Consider the following 22,926-nt stretch of genomic DNA (forward strand, 5'->3'; position numbering starts at 1 on the left):
CCGGGTGCGGGCGGCGCTCTCAGTCCAGCGGGATGGGGCCCAGCTCGTCCAGCAGCTCGCCCGGCCCCGGGTTCCCGGCGGGGGTCCGGCCACCGAGATGGTTGACCACACCCCAGACCGCGTTCAAGCCGGTGCTGACGGCGCCCTCCGCCCAGCCTGCTGTGAAGGACACGTCGTCGCCGGCGAGGAAGATCCCCCGCTGTTCGGCGGGCAGCCCGTCCTGCTTGAAGTGGGTGAAGAGCCGCTGCTGATAGCGGTAGTGCCCAGGCAGGTTGGCCTTGAACGCGCCCATGAAGTTGGGGTCGGCCTCCCACGAGACCGTGATCGGCTGGCCAACGATGTGGCTGGCGATGTCGACGCCGGGATAGATCTGCTCCAGCGAGTGCAACATGAGCTCCACCCGCTGCTCGGCATCGAGGGCCAGCCACTTCAGCGCGTCGTCGTTCCAGGTGTAGGACAGCAGGATCACGGCCGGCTGGTCCGGGCCGTTGTCCAGCAGGTACGTGGCCCGGTTCAACCGGTCGGTCAGTGTCATCGACAGGACCTCGCGGCCGGTCTCGGCGTCGACGTCCTTCCAGAACGGCCGGTCGACCATGACGAAAGTCTTGGACGACTGCATGTAGTGCGAGCGTTCGATCGCTGTCCACAGCTCAGCCGGAAACAGGGACTCTTGCGTGTGGATCCGGGTCGACAGCAGCCAGGACTGGCACGTCGTGACCACCGCCGGGTAGCTGGCTTCGCGCCCCCAGCGTTCCCTCACCCGGAAGTCCCCGGCGCCGTCGCGGGCGATGCGGTCCACGGCGCCGCGCGGGGCACCGGCGTGCAGCGAGGCGAGGGAGGTCCCGTCCGGCCAGTGGGCCATTCCCGACGGCGCGTGTTCCCACAGTGCCTCCGGGAGCCGCTGGGCGCCGCCGGTGATGAGCCGGTGCTGGTCGTCGGCGTCGGTGTAGACCACCCGCAGGATTTCCAGGATCGAGTTGGGGAAGTCGGTGTCCCAGCCTCCGGTGCCGAACCCGACCTGCCCGAACGCCTCGCGGTGGGCGAAGCCGGCCTTCTTGAAGGCTTCGCTGCCGGCGATGAACCCGTAAAAGGTCTGTTCGTCCAGTTCCGGCAGCAGCGCGTTCCACAGTTCCTTGATCCGGCCCGTGTCCCGCGCCCGGATGGCCTCCTGCATCTGGGCGAACGCGGCGCCGTCGTTCACGGCAGCCTTCCATGCCTCCGCCACCTCAAGGAAGAACGGGGGCAGGTCCGCGGCGGTCTCGGCGTAATACTTCTGGCCGGCGAGCTCGATCACGGTGCTGGACGTCGCCGGCGCCAGCGGGTTGGGGAACTCCTGGGTCTGCAGTCCGAGAAGGTCTACATAGTGGTAGAAGGCCTTGCCTGAGACCGGGAACCGCATGCCGCCCAGGTCCGCAACGACGCCCGGGGCGGACGGGAAGCTGGCAGTCCTCAGCCGGCCGCCGATCCGGTCGGCCTCATAGACCACCGGCCGCAGTCCCAGCTTCATGAGTTCGTAGGCGGTTACCAGCCCGGACAGGCCGGCACCGACGACGGCGACCTCCGCCCCGTACAGCTCGGGCGGCACGGAGCCCAGGCCGTCGGGGTGGGCCAGGTAGTGGTCGTAGCTGAACGGGAAATCCGGGTTCAGCATGGTGATGGGCGTCCCGGCCGGGACTTGGGCCGGAGTGGAATCCGGGCCGGGAGCCGGCAGTTCAGTGGCGGTGGTCATGAGATGTCTGCCTTCAATTCCTGGGTGGGGGTGGAGTTAGCGGGTTGGCGGCCTGACAGTTCACGGTATTCCTCGTGGCTCAGGGCTGCCACCCTGGAATTCCGCCGGCCGTAGCCGAAGTAGGCGGCGAGGCCCACGAGCATCCAGGCGCCGAAGACCGCCCAGGTCTCGGCCCCGAGGTTGGCCATGAGGTAGGCGCACATGAGGGCGCCAAGGATCGGGGTCAATGGAAACAGCGGGACGCGGAAGCTGCGGGTAAGCTCCGGCCGGGTGCGCCGGAGGTGGATGACCGCCACGTTGACGAGTGCGAACGCGAACAGGGTGCCGATGCTGGTGGCGTCCGCGAGCGCGCCGAGCGGAACCAGCCCGGCGGTCAGCGCGACGGCGGTGCCCACGATCAGGGTGCCGGCAACGGGGGTTCCGGTCCGGGCTGAGACCCGGCCGAAGACCTTGGGGACCAGGCCGTCGCGGGACATCGACAGCAGGATCCGGGTCTGTCCGTAGAGGACGGTCAGCACGATGCTGGCGATGGCGAGCACGGCGCCGACGGCGAACAGCACTCCGACCCACGGCTGCCCGGTGATTTCCTCGAGGATTTTCACGAGCGCCGCCTCGGTGCCGTCAAACCAGCCCCAGGGCCGGGCGCCGATCGCTGCGACGGCCACGAGCACGTAGATGCTGGTGACGATCAGCATGGAGAGCAGGATGGCCCGCGGAAGGTCGCGCTTGGGATTGCGTGCCTCCTCGCCCGCCGTGGAGGCGGCGTCGAAGCCGATGTAGGAAAAGAAGACCCGGGAGGCAGCGGCCGAGACTCCGGCGGCGCCCATGGGCATCAGCGGCTCGAAGTGGCCGCCATTGAACGCGGTGAAGGCCACGGCGCAGAAGAACAGCAGGATGCCGACTTTGACCAGGACGATCGCGGTGTTGATCCAGGCGCTTTCCTTGGCGCCGCGGACCAGGAGCACCATGGCCAGGACCACGATGACGATCGCCGGGACGTTGAGCAGGCCGCCGGCGCCCGGCGGCTGCGAGATGGTGTCCGGCAGTGCCACGCCGAAGACGGCCAGGGCCTCGTTGACGTACTGGCCCGCGCCGACCGCGACGGCGGCCACCGAGACGGCGTATTCGAGCACCAGGCACCAGCCGCAGATCCAGGCCATGCCCTCACCCATGGTGGCGTAGGTGTAGGAGTAGCTGGACCCGGCGGCGGGCACCAGGCCGGCCATCTCGGCGTAGGAAACGGCCGAGAGCAGGGCGGCCAGGCCGGCAATGGCGAAGGAGATCCAGATGGCCGGGCCGGCCAGCGGAACCGATTCGCCCAGGATCACCAGGATTCCGGTGCCGAGCGTGGCGCCGACGCTGATCATGGTCAGCTGCAGCACACCGAAGCTGCGGACCAGCCGGGTGCCGCCGTGTCCGGTTTCGGCCTCGCGGACCAGTTGCCCGATCGGCTTGCGGCGCAGGAGTTGGGCGGCAAGCCCGGGACGGCCGGCAGCAGCGGCCGGCGGGCGTTCCCCGATCAGAGTTGGCGCAGTCATCGTTGACGTCCTTATCTTCAGTGTTGGTCGGTTTCCCCTGACCTACCCTAGGCGTGTGAGCCACCTCTCACCGCGGTGCAAAATGACCTATAGTCATCATTCATGAGACGTAATGCACCGGCGCCGGGGTCCTCGGACTGCCTCCATGAAAGCCCCGGCCGTGGCCGCTGACGACGCCGAGAGCTTAGGCTTCGTCACGCTGGCACAGTTCCTGCGCCAACTCCCGTCCCTGGTTGTGCTGCACGACGCCGGCAACGCGGACGAACGCTTGCGCTGGGTTGAACCGAGCGAGCTCGACGACCCCACCCCTTACCTGCTCGACGGCGAGTTCCTGTTGACCGCCGGGCTGCCGTTCGAGGGCGCCGGCGGCACCGAGGCCGCGGTGGATGCTTACGTGGAGCGTCTGGTCCGGGCCAGGGTGGGGGCCCTCGGTTTCGGCCTGGAACCCTATTTCAACGCCGTCCCGGAGGCCGTGGTCAGCGCCTGCCGCCGGCACGGGCTGACCCTCGTGGCCATCCCGGGCAATCTGCCCTTCGCCGCCCTGGGGCTCGAGTTCTCCCGGCTCCTGGAATCCGACAACGCCCGCACCTTCCGCCAGCTCGCCGAGACCAACCGTCAGCTGATGCGCGCGGTCCTGTCCGCACGCCCCGAACATGAACTCCTCGCGGCCCTCGTGCAGCGTGTCCCCGTCTGGGCCGTGTTGTTCGGCGCGGACGGACGGGTGCGTGCCCGCGGCGCAGCCGGTTCCACCGGGTCCCGGGCCGCGGGCCCGGGACCCGGTGGCCCGGGCGCCGCAGCGGGCGTCGATTCGGCGGCACTGCAGCCGCTGCTCGTCCGGCTGCTCGCCGGCAGCGGCCCCCGGGTGGAGATGGATTCGTTCGACGCCGCCGGCTCCTCGCTGGTCTTCGGGCATCCCTTGCGCAGCACCCGGGACGCCAACCTTGGCGCGCTCATCCTCGGCACCGACGCACCGCTGACGCCGGCGCAGAACAGCGTCGTCTCCACCACCGTCGGACTGCTGGAATTGCTGGTCCGCCAGCGCACCAGCGGTTCGCTGGCCCCGAGCCAGCTGGCCACAGCGTTGTTGCTGCATCGGGACAGCCTGGTTTCCGGGACGGCACGGCACGTCACCGGCTTGAAGGACCTGCTGGCCCAGAGCATTTCCTCAACCCGGTCCGGGCAGCTGCGCGTCGTCCAGGGCCTCCGGCTCGGCACCCCCGCCGGCAGCGCCCGGCCCTCGGATGCTCCGCGCCGGACGGGTGAAGGCCCGGTGCGGGAGCTGCTCGAATGGCGCCGGCTGTTTGACACCAAGCTGGTGGAGCTCACCGACTACGGCTTCGCCGCCATTACCCGGCTCCGCGTCGATGACGCCCTGCTCGCCGAGGTGGAACGGCTGGGCTGGTGTCTGGTGATTGGCGGGGTGACCGATTTCGAGGGTCTGGCTGACTCCTACCGCCGGGCCTCCTCGTTGCGGAACCAGGTTCTCACGGGCCGCCGCAGCGTTCGGGAGGACGATGTCACCTGGTCCGTGACGGGCCTTCTCGGCCCCGAGGCGGGCACCCTGCTCGCGGACCGCCTGCTGGCACCCCTGCTCGAGCTCGAGCCGGACCGGCGCGACGCTTTGCTCGGGATCCTGCGCGCGTGGCTCGGCGAGCACGGCAGCTGGGACGCCACCGCGAAGGCCATCGGGCTGCATCGCAACAGCGTCCGCCGTCAGGTCGGCGTCATTGCCGAGCTGCTGGGCCTGGATCTCAACCGGGCCCAGGCCCGCGCGGAGCTCTGGGTCGCACTCCAGTACCAGGCCGCCCCGGAGCGGACCGACGCCGGGGATGTCGCCGCCGCTCAGACTCCCCAGGAACGGTAGAGGTCCGGGCGACGGTCACGCAGGTAGGCCACGTCACCGTCCGCAGCGGAGTCCGCGGCGGCGACCGCCGGGACACCGACGTCGGCGAACACCAATTCCGCGCCGGGTCCGGCCGCGGCCAGGACATCGCCGTCGGGGCCGGCCACGATGCTGCCGCCGCGGAACTCGCAGCCGTCCTCCACTCCGGTGTGGTTGGCATAGGCAACGGTCAGCTGGTTCTCCAGCGCCCTGGCCCGGACCAGCACCTCCGGCACGGCGTTGAATCCGCCGGCGAGGGCCGTAGGCACCAGCAATAGTTCGGCGCCGCGCAGGGCTGCGGCCCGGGCAGACTCGGGGAACTCGATGTCGTAGCAGATGACCAGCGAGACCCTCAGTCCGTGGAACCCGACGACGGCCGGGGCCTCGACGGCGGCCGAAAACGCAGCCCGCTCATCGGGGCCGAACAAGTGCACCTTCCGGTAGCCGAGCAGCTCGTCGCCGGACTCGTCCACCAGGGTCGCCGCGATGTGCCACTCCCCCGCCGGGGTCACGTCAGGCAGGCTGTACACCAGCCCGATGTCGTGCCGCCGGGCTACGTCGGCGAGGGCCGCTCGGAGCGCCGGAAGCTCGGCGGAATCCCAGGCCGCCCGCAGCCGGCGCGGCGCGTAACCCACCGGGAAGAGCTCCGGCGTCAGTAGCAGCTGCGCGCCCGCCGCGGATGCTGCGCGCGCCGCCTCCTCGACGGTGGCCAGGTTCGCCGCCACATCGAGCACGGCCGAGTTCGCTTGCATGAGGGCCAGCAGCACCATTACCACCTTGGGATTCTTTGGACGCCCCGGCATGCTCGCCGCGGGGTTTCTTCCAGCCTAACCTCGGCCCGCACCGGCGGGCCCGGTGCAATTCGGCCCGGCTGGCGGCCGGGCAGGGCGGAACGTCCCGGCAGCGGACGCGGGACTGGTGCCCAGCACACGCGGTAGCGGGCCCGTCCCGGGCCCGAGGGGCGATCGCGCCGGCAGGCAGGGCTGTCCGGGCCGAACGGCCCCTTCCGCGCAGGCACGCAGGCTGAACGGAGACGGCGACGCGCCCGGGCCGTTGCGTTAACTTCTTGACTACAAGACGCCGATGGGGCACTCTTCATTGCATGCCCTCACCAACGCGCTCAACGAGGAGCCGCACTAAAAACCCCGGGTCACAGTCCGCCCTCCGGCACCTGAACCAGCAGCGGATCATCGAATGCCTGCTGGCCGGCCCGTCCACCCAGGCGGAACTGGCCCGCCAGACCGGCCTCTCCACGGCCACAGTCTCCAACATCGTCAAGATCATGCAGGATGCCGGGCTCGCCTCCACCGAACCGACCACCAGCTCCGGGCGCCGCGCGTTGAACGTCCGGCTCAACAGCAACGGCGCCGTCGCCGTGGGCATCGACTTCGGCCGCCGCCACCTCCGGGTGGTCCTGGCCTCGCTCAGCTACCACGTGATCGCCGAGGAATCGGTCCTCCTGCCCCTCGGCCACCATGCCGAAGAGGGCATCACGGCCGCCGTCGGGGTGCTGGACCGGCTGCTGGCCGACAGCGGCGTCGAACGCAGCGCGCTGGTGGGTGCCGGCGTCGGCATCCCCGGCCCGATCGACCGCCGCACCGGCACCGTGGCGCAAGGCGCCATCCTGCCCGAGTGGGTGGGCATCAACATCCTCCAGCGCCTCGAAGAAGCCCTGGATCTCCCGGTCTGGGTCGATAACGACGCCAATCTTGGCGCCCTGTCCGAGGTGACCTGGGGCCCGCACACGGGCATCAGCAACCTGCTCTTCCTAAAGATCGGCTCGGGCATCGGTGCCGGCCTGATCCTCAACGGCATGCCCTACTACGGGAACGTCGGAATCACCGGCGAAATCGGCCATGCCACCATCCACGAGCACGGCCTGGTCTGCCGCTGCGGCAACCGTGGCTGCCTGGAAACGATTGCCTCCACCACCACCATGATCGAGCTCCTGAGCCGGGGCGAGGACAAGCCGCTGACCGCCGAGGACATCGTCCGGAAGGCCCTCGCCCGCGATTCGGCCACCATGCGGGTGATTGACGACGCAGGGCTCGCCGCCGGGCGGGCGCTGGGCAACGTCGCGAACCTGATCAACCCGGAAGTGATCGTCGTCGGAGGCCCGCTGGCGGGTCTCGGCGAGCTTCTCCTGGACCCGATCCGCCGCGGCCTGGTCCGGCACGCCGTCCCGGTCATCGGCGAGACCACGGTCCTGACCATGTCCTCGCTTGGCGACCGTGCGGAGGCCCTGGGGGCGACGGCCCTGGTCTTCCAACACGCCGGAATCAGGCGAAACTAAAACAGCCGTTACCCAGCTGTTGCGTTAAAGACTTGACGACAACGGCGTGATCCAGTTTACTTTTCCATCAGACGGCCCTGCGGTTTGCAGGGGCGGACAACGAAGTCATGCATTGGAGGCGTAAGGGCAGATGACGTCCCTCAACACGCACAGCGATCCGATAATTCTCGAGATGCGCTCCATCACCAAAGAGTTCCCCGGCGTTAAAGCTTTGTCCGAGGTGAACCTGCGGGTGAAGGCCGGCGAGATCCACGCCATCTGCGGCGAAAACGGCGCAGGAAAATCCACCCTCATGAAGGTGCTCTCGGGCGTTTACCCCTACGGCAGCTACACCGGCGACATCGTCTACCAGAGCGAGGTCCAGCAGTTCAAGGACATCCGGGCCAGCGAGCACGCCGGCATCGTGATCATCCACCAGGAGCTGGCGCTCATCCCGGAACTCTCCATCATGGAGAACATCTTCCTGGGCAACGAGCCCACCAAGCGCGGGGTGATCGACTGGGCCGAGGCACGGATCCGCTCTACCGAACTGCTCGCCCGGGTGGGCCTGCGCGAGGACCCGGACACCCCGGTCAAGGAGATCGGCGTCGGCAAGCAGCAGCTGGTCGAAATCGCCAAGGCGCTGAACAAGAAGGTCAAGCTCCTCATCCTGGACGAGCCCACCGCGGCGCTGAACGAATCCGATTCCCAGCACCTGCTGGACCTGATTCTGGGCCTCAAGGGCCGGGGCATCACCTCCATCATCATTTCGCACAAGCTCAACGAGATCGAGCAGATCGCCGACTCCATCACGATCATCCGCGACGGCAAGTCGATCGAGACGCTGGACGTCAAGGCCGACGGCGTCGACGAGGACCGCATCATCAAGGGCATGGTGGGCCGAACCTTGGAATCCCGATTCCCGGACCATGAGCCCAAGATCGGCGAGACGTTCTTCGAGGTCAAGAACTGGAACGTGGGGCACCCTCAGATCCAGGACCGCCTGGTCTGCAAGAACTCGAACTTCTTCGTCCGCCGCGGCGAGATCGTCGGCTTCGCCGGCCTGATGGGTGCCGGGCGCACCGAGCTCGCACGGTCCCTCTTCGGCCGCTCCTACGGCCGCTTCATCTCCGGCCAGGTGTACAAGGACGGCAAGGAACTGCACCTGAAGACCGTCAAGCAGGCGATCGACGCCGGCCTTGGCTACGTCACCGAGGACCGCAAGTCCCTGGGCCTGAACCTGCTCGACGACATCAAGGCCACCACGGTCTCGGCGGCGCTGAAGAAGATCAGCAAGCACAACGTCGTCGACGCCGACAAGGAATTCACCGTCGCCGAGCAGTACCGCAAGTCGCTGCGCACCAAGACGCCGTCCGTTGAGGAAGGCGTGGCCAAGTTGTCCGGCGGCAACCAGCAGAAGGTGGTGCTGGCGAAGTGGATGTTCACCGACCCGGATCTGCTGATCCTGGACGAACCGACCCGAGGGATCGACGTCGGCGCCAAATACGAGATCTACGGGATCATCCAGCAACTGGCCAACCAGGGCAAGGGCGTAATCGTGATCTCCTCGGAGCTCCCGGAACTGCTCGGTCTCTCCGACCGCATCTACACCATCTTCGAAGGCGCCATCACCGGCGTGCTGAACAAAGAGGACGCCAGCCAGGAGAGCCTCATGAAACTCATGACTTCCGCCCGCAAGACTGCCTGACCCTCTGGACCATCCAGAACATTCCGGACAACAAGGACTGACAAAATGAACGCGCTCAAGAAGCTCTTTGGCGGCAATACCCGCCAATTCGGCATGATCTTCGCCCTGGTTGCACTGATCGTCTTCTTCCAGATCGCCACCGGGGGCAACACCCTCACCCCGGGCAACGTGATCAACCTCTTCAACGGCAACTCCTACATCCTGATCCTCGCGATCGGCATGGTGCTGGTGATCATCGCCGGCCACATCGACCTCTCGGTCGGCTCGGTCGCGGCGTTCGTCGGCGTCAGCGTCGCCCTGATGATCCAGGACTGGGGCATCCCGTGGTACCTCGGCATCCTGTTTGGCCTGCTGCTCGGCGCCCTGATCGGCGCCTGGCAGGGCTTCTGGACCGCCTACGTCGGCATCCCGGCCTTCATCGTCACCCTGGCCGGCATGCTGCTCTTCCGCGGCTTCAACCAGTTCGTGGGCAAGTCCAACACCATCCCGGTTCCCGCCGACTTCCAGTACATCGGTTCCGGCTACCTGCCTGAGTTCGGGCCCAACACGGGCTACAACAACCTGACCCTGCTGCTGGGCCTGGCCGGCGTGGCGTTCGTGATCGTCAGCGAGATCCGCTCCCGCCGGAAGGCCAAGGCCCTGGGCGCCGAGGTGACCGAGGCCTGGGTGTCCATCACCAAGCTCGTCCTGATCTGCGGCGCCATCCTCTACGCGACGTACCTGTTCGCCACCGGCCGCCCGGGCACCTCGTTCCCGATCCCGGGCCTGATCCTGGCCGTCCTGGTCCTGGTCTACGGCTTCATCTCCTCCAAGACCATCGTCGGCCGCCACATCTACGCCGTCGGCGGCAACCGCCACGCGGCCGAACTCTCCGGCGTGCAGTCCAAGAAGGTCAACTTCCTGGTCATGATGAACATGTCCATCCTGGCCGGCCTGGCCGGCATGATCTTCGTCGGCCGCTCCACCGCATCGGGCCCGTTCGACGGCGTCGGCTGGGAACTTGACGCCATCGCCGCAGTCTTCATCGGCGGCGCCGCTGTGACCGGCGGCGTCGGCACCGTGATCGGCTCGATCGTCGGTGGCCTCGTGATGGCTGTGCTGAACAACGGCCTGCAGCTGCTCGGCGTCGGCGCCGACCTCACCCAGATCATCAAGGGCCTCGTGCTGCTGATCGCCGTCGCCTTCGATGTCTACAACAAGTCCCAGGGCAAGCGGTCCATCATCGGCATGATGATGAAGAACTTCGGCCGCGGCAACGAGATCAAGCCCGACGAGACCACTTCCACCAAAGAGGTCATCGCCAAGGAAGCCTGATCGGCTGACTGGCTCCCCTAACCCCTGAATCTCCGAACACCATCTAAAGAAAGTGAACCAAGCAATGCAAATGATTGGTAAAGCAGGAAAGGCAGCAGCAATCGCTGCTATTGCGGCACTGGCGCTGACAGCCTGCGGCCGTTCCGACAGCGGAACTTCCGGTGGCGCGAGCGGCGGTGGCGAGGCGTTCCCCAAGGACTCCTCGATCGGCGTCGCACTCCCCCAGAAGACCAGCGAAAACTGGGTGCTGGCAGAGAAGCTGTTCAACGACGGCCTCAAGGGTGCCGGGTTCAAGGCTGATGTGCAGTTCGCCAACGGCGGCGTCTCGGAACAGCAGAACCAGATCAGCGCCATGGTCACCAAGGGTGCCAAGGTCATCATCGTGGGTGCCATCGACGGCGCCCAGCTGGGTACCCAGCTCAAGCAGGCCAAGGACGCCGGCGCCACCATCATCGCGTACGACCGTCTGCTCCTGAACACCCCCAACGTGGACTACTACGTGGCATACGACAACTTCAAGGTTGGCGAGCTGCAGGGCCAGGCACTGTTGGACGGCATGAAGGCCAAGAAGCCCTCGGGCCCGTACAACATCGAACTGTTCGCCGGTTCCCCGGATGACGCCAACGCGAAGGTCTTCTTCGACGGCGCCATGAAGGTGCTCCAGCCGAAGATCGACGACGGCACCCTTGTGGTCAAGTCGGGCCAGAAGTCCTTCGAACAGGCCGTTACCCAGGGCTGGAAGGCCGAGAACGCCCAGCGCCGTATGGACACCCTGCTCGCCGGCACCTACGGCAGCGGCACGCTTGACGGCGTGCTGTCCCCGAACGACACGCTGGCCCGCGCCATCCTGACCTCGGTCAAGGCCGCCGGCAAGCCGCTGCCGGTTGTCACCGGGCAGGACTCCGAGGTTGAATCCGTCAAGTCCATCATGGCCGGCGAGCAGTACTCCACCATCAACAAGGACACCCGCAAGCTCGTCGAGCACGCGATCACCATGGTCAAGGACATCCAGGCCGGCAAGACGCCTGAGATCAACGATGACAAGTCCTACAACAACAAGGTCAAGACCGTCCCGGCGTACCTGCTGGAGCCGGTCATCGTGACCAAGGAAAACGTCAAGACGGCCTACGTCGACGATCCGGTACTCGGACCGATCACCAAGTAGCCTGACGCTTCACCACTAGGGCCCCGGCTCCTCCGCAGTGACCAGTTCACCGCGGGAGGGCCGGGGCTCTTTTCATGCGCGGGTGAGAGGATGGCAGCATGAGCGCCCACATCGCCAGGCCCTGGCTGTCCGATCAACCCGACCAGGACCCGCGGAGCGCCACGGGCGCCCGCCTGCGCTGGGGTGTCATCGCCACCGGCGGGATCGCCGCCGCCGTGACCCGGGACCTGGAATTGCTCTCCGATGCGGAGCTGTACGCGGTCAGCTCGCGCAGCCAGGCCGCCGCCGACGCGTTTGCGGCCGACTACGGTTTCACCCGGGCCTACGGGGATCACGACGGCGAGGCCGGCTATGAGCGGTTGCTGGCCGACGACGCCGTCGACGTCATCTATGTCGCCACGCCGCACGCCCACCATCACGAAATCGCAATGGCCGCGCTGCAGGCCGGCAAACACGTGCTCTGCGAGAAGGCCCTCACCGTGAACGCCCGGGAGGCCACCGAGCTTGTGGAGCTGGCGCGGGAACGGGGCTTGTTCCTGATGGAAGCGATGTGGAGCCGGTTCCTGCCCAGCATGCAGCGGGCCTTCGAGATCGCCGCCTCGGGCGAGATCGGCGAGGTCAAATGGGTCAGTGCCGACCTGGGCTTTCCTGCGCCCTACTCCCCCACCTCGCGGCTCTGGGCTCCGAGGGACGGCGGCGGCGCCTTGTTGGACATCACCATCTATCCCCTGCTGTGGGCGCTGGGCACGCTGGGCTTCCCGCAGACGGTCAGTGCCACCGGCTGGATCAACGACGACGGCGTGGACGCTCAAAACGCGCTGACGCTGGGCTACCACCACGGCGCACAGGCCCAGCTGACTTCCTCGCTCCTGGCCCACGGTCCCCGCGCCGCCACGGTGGCCGGGAGCAATGGGTTCCTGCAAAGCGTGGGCTCGGTCAATAACCCCAAGGAACTGATCGTGCGGGTCGGCTTCGATGAGCCGCGCACGGAACAGTTCAGTGTGGTGGGCCGCGGCTACAGCTACGAACTCCGCGAGGTCACCCGCTGCATCCAGCAGGGACTCACCGAAAGCCCCGTGATGCCACTGGAGGACTCCCTCAACACCATGAGGCTGTTCGACGGCGTCCGCGCCCAGTTGGGAGTGAGCTACCCGAACGACGCGCGCTGACCCTGATTTTCCGGGCTTTCAGGGCCCGAATTTGCCGTCGCCTCTGGACTCGCCCGGGGCCCCGGACTTACCCTGTAGTCCAATCGTCGATAGATTTCGGGGAGGTGTGTTGCGCATGGAATCTGCAGCTAGCAGGCCCCGTGCGCGCCGCTTCCTGCGCCGGGGCCTGCTGGCCCTGGGAGCCGGGCTGACCTGGCTGGCGCTCTCCGCAGCCACGGCGAACGCCGACGCACCCAGGATTTCCAGCGCCGTTTCATTCGCCCCCAATTCGGCCATCGCGACCATGATCCAACTGCCGAAGGCCGATGATCCGATCTCCCCCAGTTCCCCGGCTCCGGCCACGGCACCGGCCCCGGCTCCAGCTCCGGCCCCGGCTCCGGCTCCGGCCCCGGCTCCAGTCCCAGTCACGTCGGCACCCGTCGCCGACGTGGCCACCGACCCGGTGCCGGTCGCCCCTGCGCTGCCCGCGACGGAACCGGCCCCGCAACTCATCGAATCCCCCGTCCCGCCGCTGACTGAAGTTGTGTCGGTCACGCCGGTCACCGAGCCGGCGCCCGTTCCGCCGGTAACTGAGGCGGCCCCCGTCCCGCCGGTCACTGAGACGGCCCCCGTCCCGCCGGTGGTTGAGCCGGCGCCCGTCCCGCCAACAGACCCCGCGCCCGCACCAGCCCCCAGCCCTTCTCCCAGCCCCGCCCCCAACCCGGTGCCGCCGGCCGTTGACCCGGAGGTTCCGGTCAGCAATCCGGCCACGGGCACCGGCTCCCTGCCGGTCATCCAGCCCGCTCCTGATCCTTCGGCGCCCGCGGGGCAGCCAGCTCCCGGTACGCCGCCGGCAACGCCTGTAGTGGTGCCCCCGGTCCCGGGTCCGGCGGCCGGCCCGGCCCAGGTTATCCCTGCGGGGGCACCGAGTGTCCGCCCGGTGAAGTCCGTGCCGGCAGCGCCCACCGCGGGCAGCCCTGCGCTGGCCGCAGGTCCGGGCACCACAGCCCCGGCGCCCCGCGTCAGTGCCGACGCCGGCTACGTGTCGGCCAGCTCCGGCTACGCACCGCTTCTGGCACTGCCCCAAGCCCAGTGGCACGGGAGCCTGCCGGGGGTCCTGGCCACCGGGAGCCGCACTCCTGCCGCGCCCCGGTCGACCGGCGAAGGCGCACCCACGGCGCCCAGCGGCGGCAACGGCGCGCCACGCCCCCACGGCGGTGACACCGGGCTGCCGGCCCCGGTTGCCCTCCCCCCGACCCCCGGATCTGGATCCGGCAGCGGTTCCACGTCCAGTGCGCCTTCCGGCACCGCCGCCTGGACGCCGAACGCATTCTTCCTCGTCCCCCCAACGGGCACCGACCCCATCAGCGGCCCGCTGCAGCACGTCCATCCTGCTGTCGCCGCCGATCCCGGGTCTTCTCCTGACTAGTAGGGCCGTCCTCTGCCATTTTCCTGCGCAGAGCACGGTCCTTTGGGTTGCTTCATGCGCCCGCCACCAGTCATTCAGGAGATTTCCCCATGGACACCACCGTCCGCGACCGGGTACCCGGCCCCAACGTTTCGCCTAGTCGCGCCGTCTCAGCGCACTCCGCGTCCGCCCCGGTCCCGTCACGCTGCATTTCCCTGCGGCAATGCCCAAGCCGGCTGCTGCGCCCTGTTCCGGTCCAAGAACCGCCCGCGGGACGGCCACCGTAAGCTGTGGCCGCTCCCGTCCAGGTCTGTTGCCGCCGGAGCGAAGTCGTTGGGTCCGCTGGGGGATTCAACGGCCTCGCAGGCTCCGGCGGCACCCCTTACCTCCGCATGAAAGGTTGGTGCGCCACGACAGACGACTGCTGAGTGAGAAGCCCCGCGCCGGAACCCGATACCCGCACCCGTATTATTCTTTAGGGACGCCACCGCGGCGCCAGGACGAAAGACGGGGAACATCGTGGACGCTTTACCCAGTGAGGTCACGACCGAGATTCTGAGCGGCCGCTACCGTCTGGGCGAAGTCATCGGCCGGGGCGGCATGGCATCCGTGTACTCCGCCCGCGACGAGAACCTCGGCCGGGAGGTCGCTCTGAAGCTCTTCGCTCCACAATCCGCGGACGCCGATGAGCTCAAGCGCCAGCAGGCAGAGATCGAACTCCTCGCCACACTCAACCACCCGAGCCTCGTAACTCTCTTCGACGCCGGCACGGACACCAGAATCCCGGACGAGCCCCGGCCGTTCCTGACCATGGAGTTGGTCGAAGGCCAGGACCTCCGGAGCCGCATCCGGCACAGCTCCGTGCCTTTCGACGAACTGGCCGTGATCGGCGCAGGACTCGCGGACGCCCTCGCATACGTCCACTCCCTCGGAATCATCCACCGCGACATCAAGCCGGCCAACATCCTCCTGGTGCAGGTCCGGCCCGGCGAGCCGTTGCGGCCGAAACTGACCGATTTCGGGATCGCCCGCATTGTCGATGGAACCAGGCTCACCGCCACGGGAACGATGGTGGGCACCGCCGCCTACCTGAGCCCGGAGCAGGCCCGCGGCGCTGACATGGGGCCGGCCAGCGACATCTACTCGCTGGGCCTGGTCCTGCTGGAGTGCATCAAGGGCTCCGTGGAATATCCGGGAAGCGCCGTCGAGTCGGCGGTAGCCCGGTTGCACCGCGCCCCCGTTATACCTGACGGTGTACCGGCCGAATGGGCCCAGCTGATCAGGGCCATGACCGCCCTGGACCCCATGGACCGCCCCGGGGCCGCAGAGCTGGAGGCTGCCCTGCGTCAGGCCCTGGTCTCCCCTGACTCGTTGCCGGGCGTCCTGGCTGAAGAGCGGACCAGGGTGCTGCCCGCACCGCCGGCCAGGCCTCCGCGCTCGGCGACGGACCTACTGGATTCCGCTCCTGACACGGCACAGAACTCCGTCCACAACACAGCGCAGGACCCGGCCGGGCTGGCCCCGCGCGGCGTCCCCGCAACCCGTCGGCAGCAGGCGTTGACCCCGGCGGACGCCCCGGCGCGCCGGGCCGGCAGGCAGGCCTTTGTGGCGCGCCCGCTGGCACGTTTCCGTCAGGCCCGACGCCGCACAAAGGTCGCCGTCGTCCTGGCCCTGGTGGCGCTCCTGGCCCTAGTCGCCGTCGCAGTGTCCCTCGCTATTCCGGCACCGCCTGCGGTGGTGCCTTATCCGGCCGTCCCGGGCGACTTGGGCGAGCACCTGAAGCAACTGCAGAAGAGCGTGGAACCATGATCCCCAAAAGCCCCCGCCGTTGGCAGAGAACCGTCGCCGGCCCCCTGATCACGGCCGCCTTGATCGCCGGCTCGCTCTCCGGCTGCGCGGGTGCGACGCCCGAACTGGACGGCGACGCTGCCGGCCAGCTCCAGTCCCAGGTCCTTTCCGTAACCAAGGCTGCAGCCGCCGAGGACACCGCCGGCGCGCTGAAACAGCTGGACGAACTCGTTGCCCGGCTTGACGCGGCTGCAGCGGACGGACACGTGTCCTTCAAACGCCACCAGAGCATCATGACGGCCATCAATGCCGTCCGCGCCGATCTCACGGCCAAGCAGGCGGCAGCGGCGAAGGCGGCCCGGGACGCGGCGGCGAAAAAAGCAGCGGCCAAGGCTGCAGCCGACAAAGCTGCAGCTGACAAGGCTGCAGCCGACAAAGCCGCGGCGGCCGCAGCAGCGAAGGCCGCCGCCATGGTGCCGGCCCCCGCGGCCCCCGCCCCCGTAGAGAAAGCCAAACCCAAGAAGAGGGGCAAGGGCGACCACTGACGGCGCCCCTCCCCCCGGACTTTCACTATCGGCCGGATCCGGCTAGCTTGGTCAGTCAGGCCTGAAACGGGCCTGGAGACGCCCGGACCGGCATCCGGGCGGTTGCAGATCCTTGCTAGAGCGTTGCGCCTTGTTAGAACCTTGTATCCGTCCCGTAATCCACGCGCAGGCCGCGGCCAGCCGAAGGAGTGAAAGCAAGCATGGCAACAGTCCAGGAATCCATCGATGTGAATGTCCCCTTGAGCCAGGCCTACAACCAGTGGACCCAGTTCGAGGACTTTCCGCAGTTCATGAGCGGCGTCGACGCCGTCCAGCAGCTTGATGACACCACCGTCCACTTCCAGACCAGCATCGGCGGAGTGAAGCGCGAATACGACGCCCGGATCACCAGCCAGGAGCCGGACCGGCAAGTGTCGTGGGAAAGCCTGGACAGTCCCCGCAATGCGGGAACCGTGCGCTTCGCGGAGCTCGGACCCGCTGAAACCAGGGTCGACGTCGAACTCAGCTGGGAGCCCGACACAGCAACCGAGAAGATCGGCGCAGCCGTCGGCCTGGACTCCCGGCAGGTGGGGGCAGACCTGCAGCGGTTCAAAAAGTTCATTGAAAACCGCGACTTCGAGACCGGCTCGTGGCGCGAGCGGGTCAACAGCGGGGAACGGGACGGGCTGGCCGGCGGCCTGACTCCGGTGACCGATCCGGAGTACGACGTCATCGGGACCGGCGCGCCGCTGGATGCGGACCCGGACCTGGCCACCGAACCGGCCAGCGAGGCAGGGTCGGACCGCCGGCGTTCCGACCGCTAGGAAGGGCCACGGCCGCCATACGACGACGGCGGCCGCACCGCCGTCGTCGCCCGGCGGCACTTAAACGCAAACGGCGCACCGGGATCTCCCGGTGCGCCGTTTGCGTTGTGCGGACTAGCTCAGCAGGGACAGCACTTCGCTGAACTTGGCCGAGGGGCGCATGACCGCGGAGGCCTTCGCCTCGTCCGGGCGGTAGTAACCGCCGATGTCCACCGGGGAGCCCTGGACCGAAAGCAATTCGCCGACGATGGTCTCTTCGTTGGAGGCCAGGGCGTCGGAGACGGCCGCGAAGGCCGCGGCAAGCTCGGCGTCCTCGCTCTGGCGCGCCAGTTCGTCCGCCCAGAACTTGGCCAGGTAGAAGTGGCTGCCGCGGTTGTCCAGCTCGCCGGCCTTGCGCTTGGGCGACTTGTTCTCCAGCAGGAACGTGCCGGTGGCGCGGTCCAGGGTATCCGCGAGGACCTGGGCGCGGGCGTTGCCCGTGGAGGTGGCGAGGTGCTCGAAGCTCACCGCGAGGGCCAGGAATTCACCCAGGCTGTCCCAGCGCAGGTGGTTTTCCTTGAGCAGCTGCTGGACGTGCTTCGGGGCGGAGCCGCCGGCGCCGGTCTCGAACAGGCCGCCGCCGTTGATCAGCGGGACGATCGAGAGCATCTTGGCGCTGGTGCCGAGCTCAAGGATCGGGAACAGGTCCGTGAGGTAGTCGCGGAGCACGTTGCCGGTCACCGAGATGGTGTCCTCGCCCTTGCGGATCCGCTCCAGGGTGAAGGCGGTGGCCTCCTCCGGGGACATGATCTCAAGCTGCAGGCCCTCGGTGTCGTGGTCCTTGAGGTATTCCTCGACCTTGGCGATCATCCGGGCGTCGTGGGCGCGGGTCTTATCCAGCCAGAAGACGGCCGGGGTGGCGGAGGCGCGGGCGCGGGTGACGGCCAGCTTGACCCAGTCGCGAATCGGCACGTCCTTGGTCTGGCAGGCGCGCCAGATGTCACCGGGGGAAACCTGGTGTTCGATCAGTACGGTGCCGGCGTCATCGACCACCTGGACGGTGCCGGCGGACTGGATCTCGAAGGTCTTGTCGTGGCTGCCGTATTCCTCGGCGGCCTGGGCCATCAGGCCGACGTTCGGGACCGTACCCATGGTGGTCGGGTCGAAGGCGCCGTTGGCGCGGCAGTCGTCGATGACGACCTGGTAGATGCCGGCGTAGCTGCTGTCGGGCAGGACGGCGAGGGTGTCTGCCTCCTGGCCATCGCGGCCCCACATGTGGCCGGAGCTGCGGATCATGGCCGGCATCGAGGCGTCGACGATCACGTCGGAGGGCACGTGCAGGTTGGTGATGCCCTTGTCCGAATCGACCATGGCCAGCTCGGGGCCGTCGTTGAGCCCCTTCTGGATGGCGGCTTCGACGTCGCCGCGGATTTCCTCGGGGAGGTCCTCGAGACCGTTGAGGATGGAGGCGAGGCCGTTGTTCGGGCTCAGGCCGGCGGCGGCGATCTGCTCGCCGTAGCTGGCGAAGAGATCGGCGAAGTAGGCCTTGACGACGTGGCCGAAGATGATCGGGTCGGAGACCTTCATCATGGTGGCCTTCAGGTGCGCGGAGAAGAGCACGCCTTCTTCCTTGGCGCGGGCAACCTGGGCCTTCAGGAACTCGTCGAGTGCGGCGGCACGCATGACGGTGCCGTCGATGACCTCGCCGGCCAGCACGGGGAACGCGCGCTTGAGGACCTTGACCGTGCCGTCTTCCTTGACCAGCTGGATCTTGAGGTTGGTGTCCGCCTCGATGACTACGGACTTCTCGTTGGAGCGGAAGTCATCGGCATCCATGTGGGCGACGTTGGTCTTGGACTCCGGCGTCCAGGCACCCATGCTGTGCGGGTTCTTGCGCGCGTAGTTCTTGACCGAGAGCGGGGCGCGGCGGTCGGAGTTGCCTTCGCGGAGCACCGGGTTCACGGCGGAGCCCTTGATCTTGTCGTAGCGGGAGCGGATGTCCGTCTCCTCGTCCGAGGCCGGGTTGTCCGGGTAGTCCGGAAGGGCGTAGCCCTGGCCCTGGAGCTCGGCGATGGCGGCCTTCAGCTGCGGCACGGAAGCGCTGATGTTGGGCAGCTTGATGATGTTGGCCTCGGGCTTTTTGGCGAGCTCGCCCAGCTCGGCCAGGGCGTCGCTGACGCGCTGCTCTTCGGTGAGGTAATCGCCGAACACGGCGATGATGCGGCCGGCTAGCGAAATGTCGCGGGTCTCCACTTCCACACCGGCCGTCGACGCGAATGCCTCGACAATCGGCAAGAACGAATAGGTAGCCAGCATCGGCGCTTCGTCGGTGTGGGTATAGATAATCTTGGCCATTGCTCGGGCGTCTCCCTGAAAGTCTGCGGATATCCGGAAATCTTGTGTTATCTCAACGGCTCTAACTTACCCGAGGTGGCCGCCTCGGCGCCCATCCGGGACGGCCGGGAGGGGCCTGTGACGCGGGAGACTGCCATGACCCGGCGCGATTCTGCTGTGACAGTTGTTGACAAATTTCTTTACATGTTCGTCAAGTTGACGTAGCTTCTAACCCATCACAGCGGCCCGTCACGGCAGGCCGTTCCGCATTCCTCCCGGTTAGGACACCCATGAGAACACCCAAGACTCTGGCCACCAGCCTGCTCACCCTTTCCGCCGCGGCCCTCCTGGCCGTCTCCGCGGCCGGCGCGGCCACCGCGTCGCCCGCCTCGGCGCAGGACAAGAAGGCCCCGCAGGTGACCAGCCAGTCCGTTGACGGTTCGAAGGCCGCCGACTACTGGACGCCCGAGCGCATGAAGTCCGCTATCCCGGGCGACATCCTCGCGGACAAGGCCCTGGCCCGCGGCAACAAGTCCCCGGCCGCCACCGTGGAGAAGGGCCAGAGCACGCAGATCTCGGGCAAGGCCGCCAAGGGCAAGACCACGCTGCATGCCAACGAGTCGCCGATCGCCAACATCGGCAAGGTGTTCTTCACGATGGGCGGCAGCAACTACGTCTGCTCCGGCAACTCGGTGACCTCCACCAATAAGAGCACCGTCTCCACCGCCGGGCACTGCGTCAATGAGGGCCCGGGCGCCTTCGCCACCAACTTCGTCTTCGTTCCCGCCTACCTCAACGGCGCCGCGCCCTACGGCAAGTGGGCCGCCAAGGCGCTCTACACCACGACGCAGTGGAGCTCGGCCGGGGACATGCAGTACGACACCGGCTTCGCCGTCGTGTCCCCGCTGAACGGGCAGAACCTGTCCGACGTCGTCGGCGCCTCCGGTGTCCAGTTCAACGCCGCGCGCGGCCTCACCTACAAGTCCTACGGCTACCCTGCCGCGTCGCCGTTTGACGGCCAGTCGCTGGTGAGCTGCACCGGCCCGGCCTCGGATGATCCCAACAATCCCCAGTTCAACGCCCAGGGCATCCCCTGCGACATGACCGGCGGCTCGTCCGGCGGCCCCTGGTTCATCGGCACCAGCTCCACCGGCTACCAGAACTCCATCAACAGCTACGGCTACGGCACCCGCTCCACCGTGATGTACGGCCCGTACTGGGGCTCGGTCATCCAGCAGGCTTACAGCACCGCCGCCGCTTCCTAAAGCCCATTCCCCGACGAAACCCCACCCTGGAAAGGAGCAGGGCGACGCGGGGTCACTTGCCTCCCACCCCCTCGACAGGGCGGCAAGTGACCCCGCGTTGCTGTGTGCCCAGCCGGCGGTGCCGCGTTGGCATCTGGGGACTCCGCTCCGCAGCCCGAGGCACCCGCCATCACACCAAGCCCCCACAAAAAAATGGACATGCCCTCCCGCAACGGGAGGGCATGTCCATTCCTGGCGTCAGATGCCGGGCAGATCCCTAGTGGAAGAAGTGCCGGGCGCCGGTGAAGTACATCGTGATGCCGGCGGCGTTGGCTGCGGCGATGACTTCCTCGTCCCGGACGGAGCCGCCAGGCTGCACGACGGCGCGGACGCCGGCGTCGATCAGGATCTGCAGGCCGTCGGCGAACGGGAAGAACGCATCCGAGGCCGCGACGGCGCCGCGGGCACGCTCGGGCGCCCCGGAGGCGTCCGAAGCGTTCGACGCCCCGCCCGCACCTTCGACGTCGGACTCCACGCTCACGCCCAGCGTGTTGGCCCGTTCGACGGCGAGCCGGCAGGAGTCGAGCCGGTTGACCTGGCCCATGCCGATGCCGACTGCGGCACCGTCGGCGGCCAGCAGGATCGCGTTGGACTTGGCCGCGCGGCACGCCGTCCATGCGAAGGCCAGATCCGCCAGGGTGTCGGCGTCGGCGGCCTCCCCCGCGGCGAGGGTCCAGTTGGCCGGGTTGTCGCCCTCGGCGTCGACCTTGTCCGTGGCCTGGACCAGCATGCCGCCGGAGACCTGGCGGAACTCGGTCGGGTACCGTCCGTACCCCTCGGGCAGGGTCAGGAGGCGGATGTTCTTCTTCTTGGACAGGATCTCAACTGCCTCGTCCTCGAAGCCGGGCGCGATGACGACCTCGGTGAAGATGCCCGCCACGGTCCGGGCCATGCCGGCGGTGACGGCGCGGTTGGCCGCGATCACGCCGCCAAACGCGGAGACCGGGTCGCAGGCGTGCGCCTTGGCGTGCGCGTCGGCGATCGGGTCTGCGGCGTCGGCGGAGCCCACGGCCACGCCGCACGGGTTTGCGTGCTTGATGATGGCGACGGCCGGCTCTGCGAAGTCGAACGCGGCGCGGAGGGCGGCGTCGGCGTCGACGAAGTTGTTGTAGCTCATCGCCTTGCCGTGCAGCTGGTCGGCCTGAGCGATGCCGGCCGGGGCGGCCTTGTCCACGTAGAGGGCGGCCTGCTGGTGCGGGTTTTCGCCGTAGCGGAGCACCTCGGAGCGCTCCAGCGCCAGGCCGGCGTAGGCGGGCCAGTCGATGACGCCGTCGCCGTCCTCGTCGAGGAATTGGCTGGCGGTCCAGGTCGCCACCGCGGTGTCGTAGGAGGCGGTGTGCGCGAACGCCTTGGCGGCGAGCCGGCGTCGGGTCTTCAGGTCAAAGCCGCCGGAGGAGGCGGCCTCCACCACGGAACCGTAGGACGCGGGATCCACGACGATCGCGACGGCGGCGTGGTTCTTCGCGGCGGAGCGCACCATCGCGGGGCCTCCGATGTCGATCTGCTCGACGACGTCGTCCTGCGCGGCGCCCGACTTCACGGTCTCCACGAAGGGGTAGAGGTTCACGACGACCAGGTCGAACGGCTCGATCTCCATGTCCTCGAGCGTCTTCATGTGGGCCGGGACGCGGCGGTCGGCGAGGATGCCGCCGTGCACGCGCGGGTGCAGGGTCTTGACGCGGCCGTCCAGCATTTCCGGGGAGCCGGTGACTTCCTCGACTTCCTGCACCGGGATGCCCGCGGCGGCGATCTTCTTGGCCGTGGAGCCCGTGGAGACGATCTTCACGCCGGCCGCATGCAGGCCCTGCGCGAGTTCCTCCAGACCGGTCTTGTCGTAGACCGAGATGAGGGCCCGGCGGATGGGAACACGGTCGATGGATACACGTTCAAGCTGCGTAAAGCTCACAAAAGTCTCCGTCTTATATCGCGGCGCGGCCGCGGGTGGTGGGGATGCGGCCAGTTTATCGCGTCGGCGAACCCTACCTCCCCCCGGGACTGCCCGCGCGCCG

The 22,926-nt window shown here is 68.0% G+C and carries 16 protein-coding genes; 11 read left to right on the forward strand and 5 right to left on the reverse strand.

Annotation, left to right across the window (positions count from 1 at the left end; genetic code table 11):
• Positions 1-19: 19 nt before the first annotated feature.
• A complete protein-coding gene (locus AC1DNC_RS07210) occupies positions 20-1,729 on the reverse strand; it encodes a flavin monoamine oxidase family protein (protein WP_476861865.1) in 1,710 nt (569 codons plus the stop codon).
• Positions 1,726-3,267 (reverse strand): amino acid permease, encoded by a 1,542-nt coding sequence (locus AC1DNC_RS07215; protein WP_476861866.1) that lies wholly within the window; start codon positions 3,265-3,267, stop codon positions 1,726-1,728. Before AC1DNC_RS07215 ends, AC1DNC_RS07210 begins: the two co-directional genes overlap by 4 nt.
• A gap of 145 nt (positions 3,268-3,412) precedes the next feature.
• Here AC1DNC_RS07215 and AC1DNC_RS07220 point away from each other — a divergent pair, with 145 nt between their 5' ends.
• Positions 3,413-5,131: a PucR family transcriptional regulator gene (locus AC1DNC_RS07220; RefSeq protein WP_476861867.1), complete on the forward strand. Its 1,719-nt coding sequence runs from the start codon at positions 3,413-3,415 to the stop codon at positions 5,129-5,131.
• On the opposite strand, the gene AC1DNC_RS07225 is transcribed toward AC1DNC_RS07220, so the two are convergent.
• Positions 5,110-5,919, reverse strand: coding sequence for a nitrilase-related carbon-nitrogen hydrolase (locus AC1DNC_RS07225; protein WP_476861914.1), 810 nt, complete (start codon positions 5,917-5,919; stop codon positions 5,110-5,112). The genes AC1DNC_RS07220 and AC1DNC_RS07225 overlap by 22 nt on opposite strands.
• Before the next feature lie 332 nt (positions 5,920-6,251).
• Here AC1DNC_RS07225 and AC1DNC_RS07230 point away from each other — a divergent pair, with 332 nt between their 5' ends.
• The 9 genes from AC1DNC_RS07230 to AC1DNC_RS07270 all read left to right on the forward strand — a co-directional run bounded on the left by AC1DNC_RS07230 (position 6,252) and on the right by AC1DNC_RS07270 (position 17,300).
• Positions 6,252-7,442, forward strand: coding sequence for an ROK family transcriptional regulator (locus tag AC1DNC_RS07230; protein WP_476861868.1), 1,191 nt, complete (start codon positions 6,252-6,254; stop codon positions 7,440-7,442).
• A gap of 130 nt (positions 7,443-7,572) precedes the next feature.
• Complete coding sequence (gene mmsA, locus AC1DNC_RS07235; protein ID WP_476861869.1) at positions 7,573-9,129, forward strand: multiple monosaccharide ABC transporter ATP-binding protein; 1,557 nt, start codon at positions 7,573-7,575, stop codon at positions 9,127-9,129.
• A gap of 45 nt (positions 9,130-9,174) precedes the next feature.
• Positions 9,175-10,443, forward strand: a complete 1,269-nt coding sequence (mmsB, locus tag AC1DNC_RS07240; protein ID WP_476861870.1) for a multiple monosaccharide ABC transporter permease — start codon at positions 9,175-9,177, stop codon at positions 10,441-10,443.
• Positions 10,444-10,507: 64 nt separating this feature from the next.
• Positions 10,508-11,608, forward strand: a complete 1,101-nt coding sequence (locus AC1DNC_RS07245) for a substrate-binding domain-containing protein (protein ID WP_476861871.1) — start codon at positions 10,508-10,510, stop codon at positions 11,606-11,608.
• Positions 11,609-11,706: 98 nt separating this feature from the next.
• Entirely contained in the window at positions 11,707-12,777 is a 1,071-nt protein-coding gene (locus AC1DNC_RS07250) for a Gfo/Idh/MocA family protein (RefSeq protein WP_476861872.1), read from the forward strand.
• A 115-nt stretch (positions 12,778-12,892) separates the two neighbouring features.
• Positions 12,893-14,185, forward strand: a complete 1,293-nt coding sequence (locus AC1DNC_RS07255) for a hypothetical protein (RefSeq protein WP_476861873.1) — start codon at positions 12,893-12,895, stop codon at positions 14,183-14,185.
• A 495-nt stretch (positions 14,186-14,680) separates the two neighbouring features.
• Complete coding sequence (locus tag AC1DNC_RS07260; RefSeq protein ID WP_476861915.1) at positions 14,681-15,973, forward strand: serine/threonine-protein kinase; 1,293 nt, start codon at positions 14,681-14,683, stop codon at positions 15,971-15,973.
• The gene (locus AC1DNC_RS07265) at positions 15,970-16,497 is read left to right on the forward strand and encodes a mucin-associated surface protein (protein ID WP_476861874.1); all 528 of its coding nucleotides are present in this window, start codon (positions 15,970-15,972) and stop codon (positions 16,495-16,497) included. The genes AC1DNC_RS07260 and AC1DNC_RS07265 overlap by 4 nt, the downstream gene beginning before the upstream one ends.
• A gap of 200 nt (positions 16,498-16,697) precedes the next feature.
• A complete protein-coding gene (locus tag AC1DNC_RS07270; RefSeq protein WP_476861875.1) occupies positions 16,698-17,300 on the forward strand; it encodes an SRPBCC family protein in 603 nt (200 codons plus the stop codon).
• A 114-nt stretch (positions 17,301-17,414) separates the two neighbouring features.
• Here AC1DNC_RS07270 and AC1DNC_RS07275 read toward each other — a convergent pair whose 3' ends face one another.
• The gene (locus AC1DNC_RS07275; RefSeq protein ID WP_476861876.1) at positions 17,415-19,634 is read right to left on the reverse strand and encodes an NADP-dependent isocitrate dehydrogenase; all 2,220 of its coding nucleotides are present in this window, start codon (positions 19,632-19,634) and stop codon (positions 17,415-17,417) included.
• Between the two features lie 269 nt (positions 19,635-19,903).
• On the opposite strand from AC1DNC_RS07275, the gene AC1DNC_RS07280 reads away from it, so the two are divergent.
• On the forward strand, positions 19,904-20,878 hold the full coding sequence (locus AC1DNC_RS07280) for a trypsin-like serine peptidase (RefSeq protein ID WP_476861877.1): 975 nt from the start codon (positions 19,904-19,906) through the stop codon (positions 20,876-20,878).
• A 256-nt stretch (positions 20,879-21,134) separates the two neighbouring features.
• Here the strand turns inward: AC1DNC_RS07280 and purH are convergent, their stop codons facing one another.
• Positions 21,135-22,823, reverse strand: coding sequence for a bifunctional phosphoribosylaminoimidazolecarboxamide formyltransferase/IMP cyclohydrolase (purH, locus tag AC1DNC_RS07285; protein ID WP_476861878.1), 1,689 nt, complete (start codon positions 22,821-22,823; stop codon positions 21,135-21,137).
• Between the last annotated feature and the right edge of the window lie 103 nt (positions 22,824-22,926).

The sequence above is a fragment of the Arthrobacter sp. 01N442 genome (assembly GCF_056399345.1).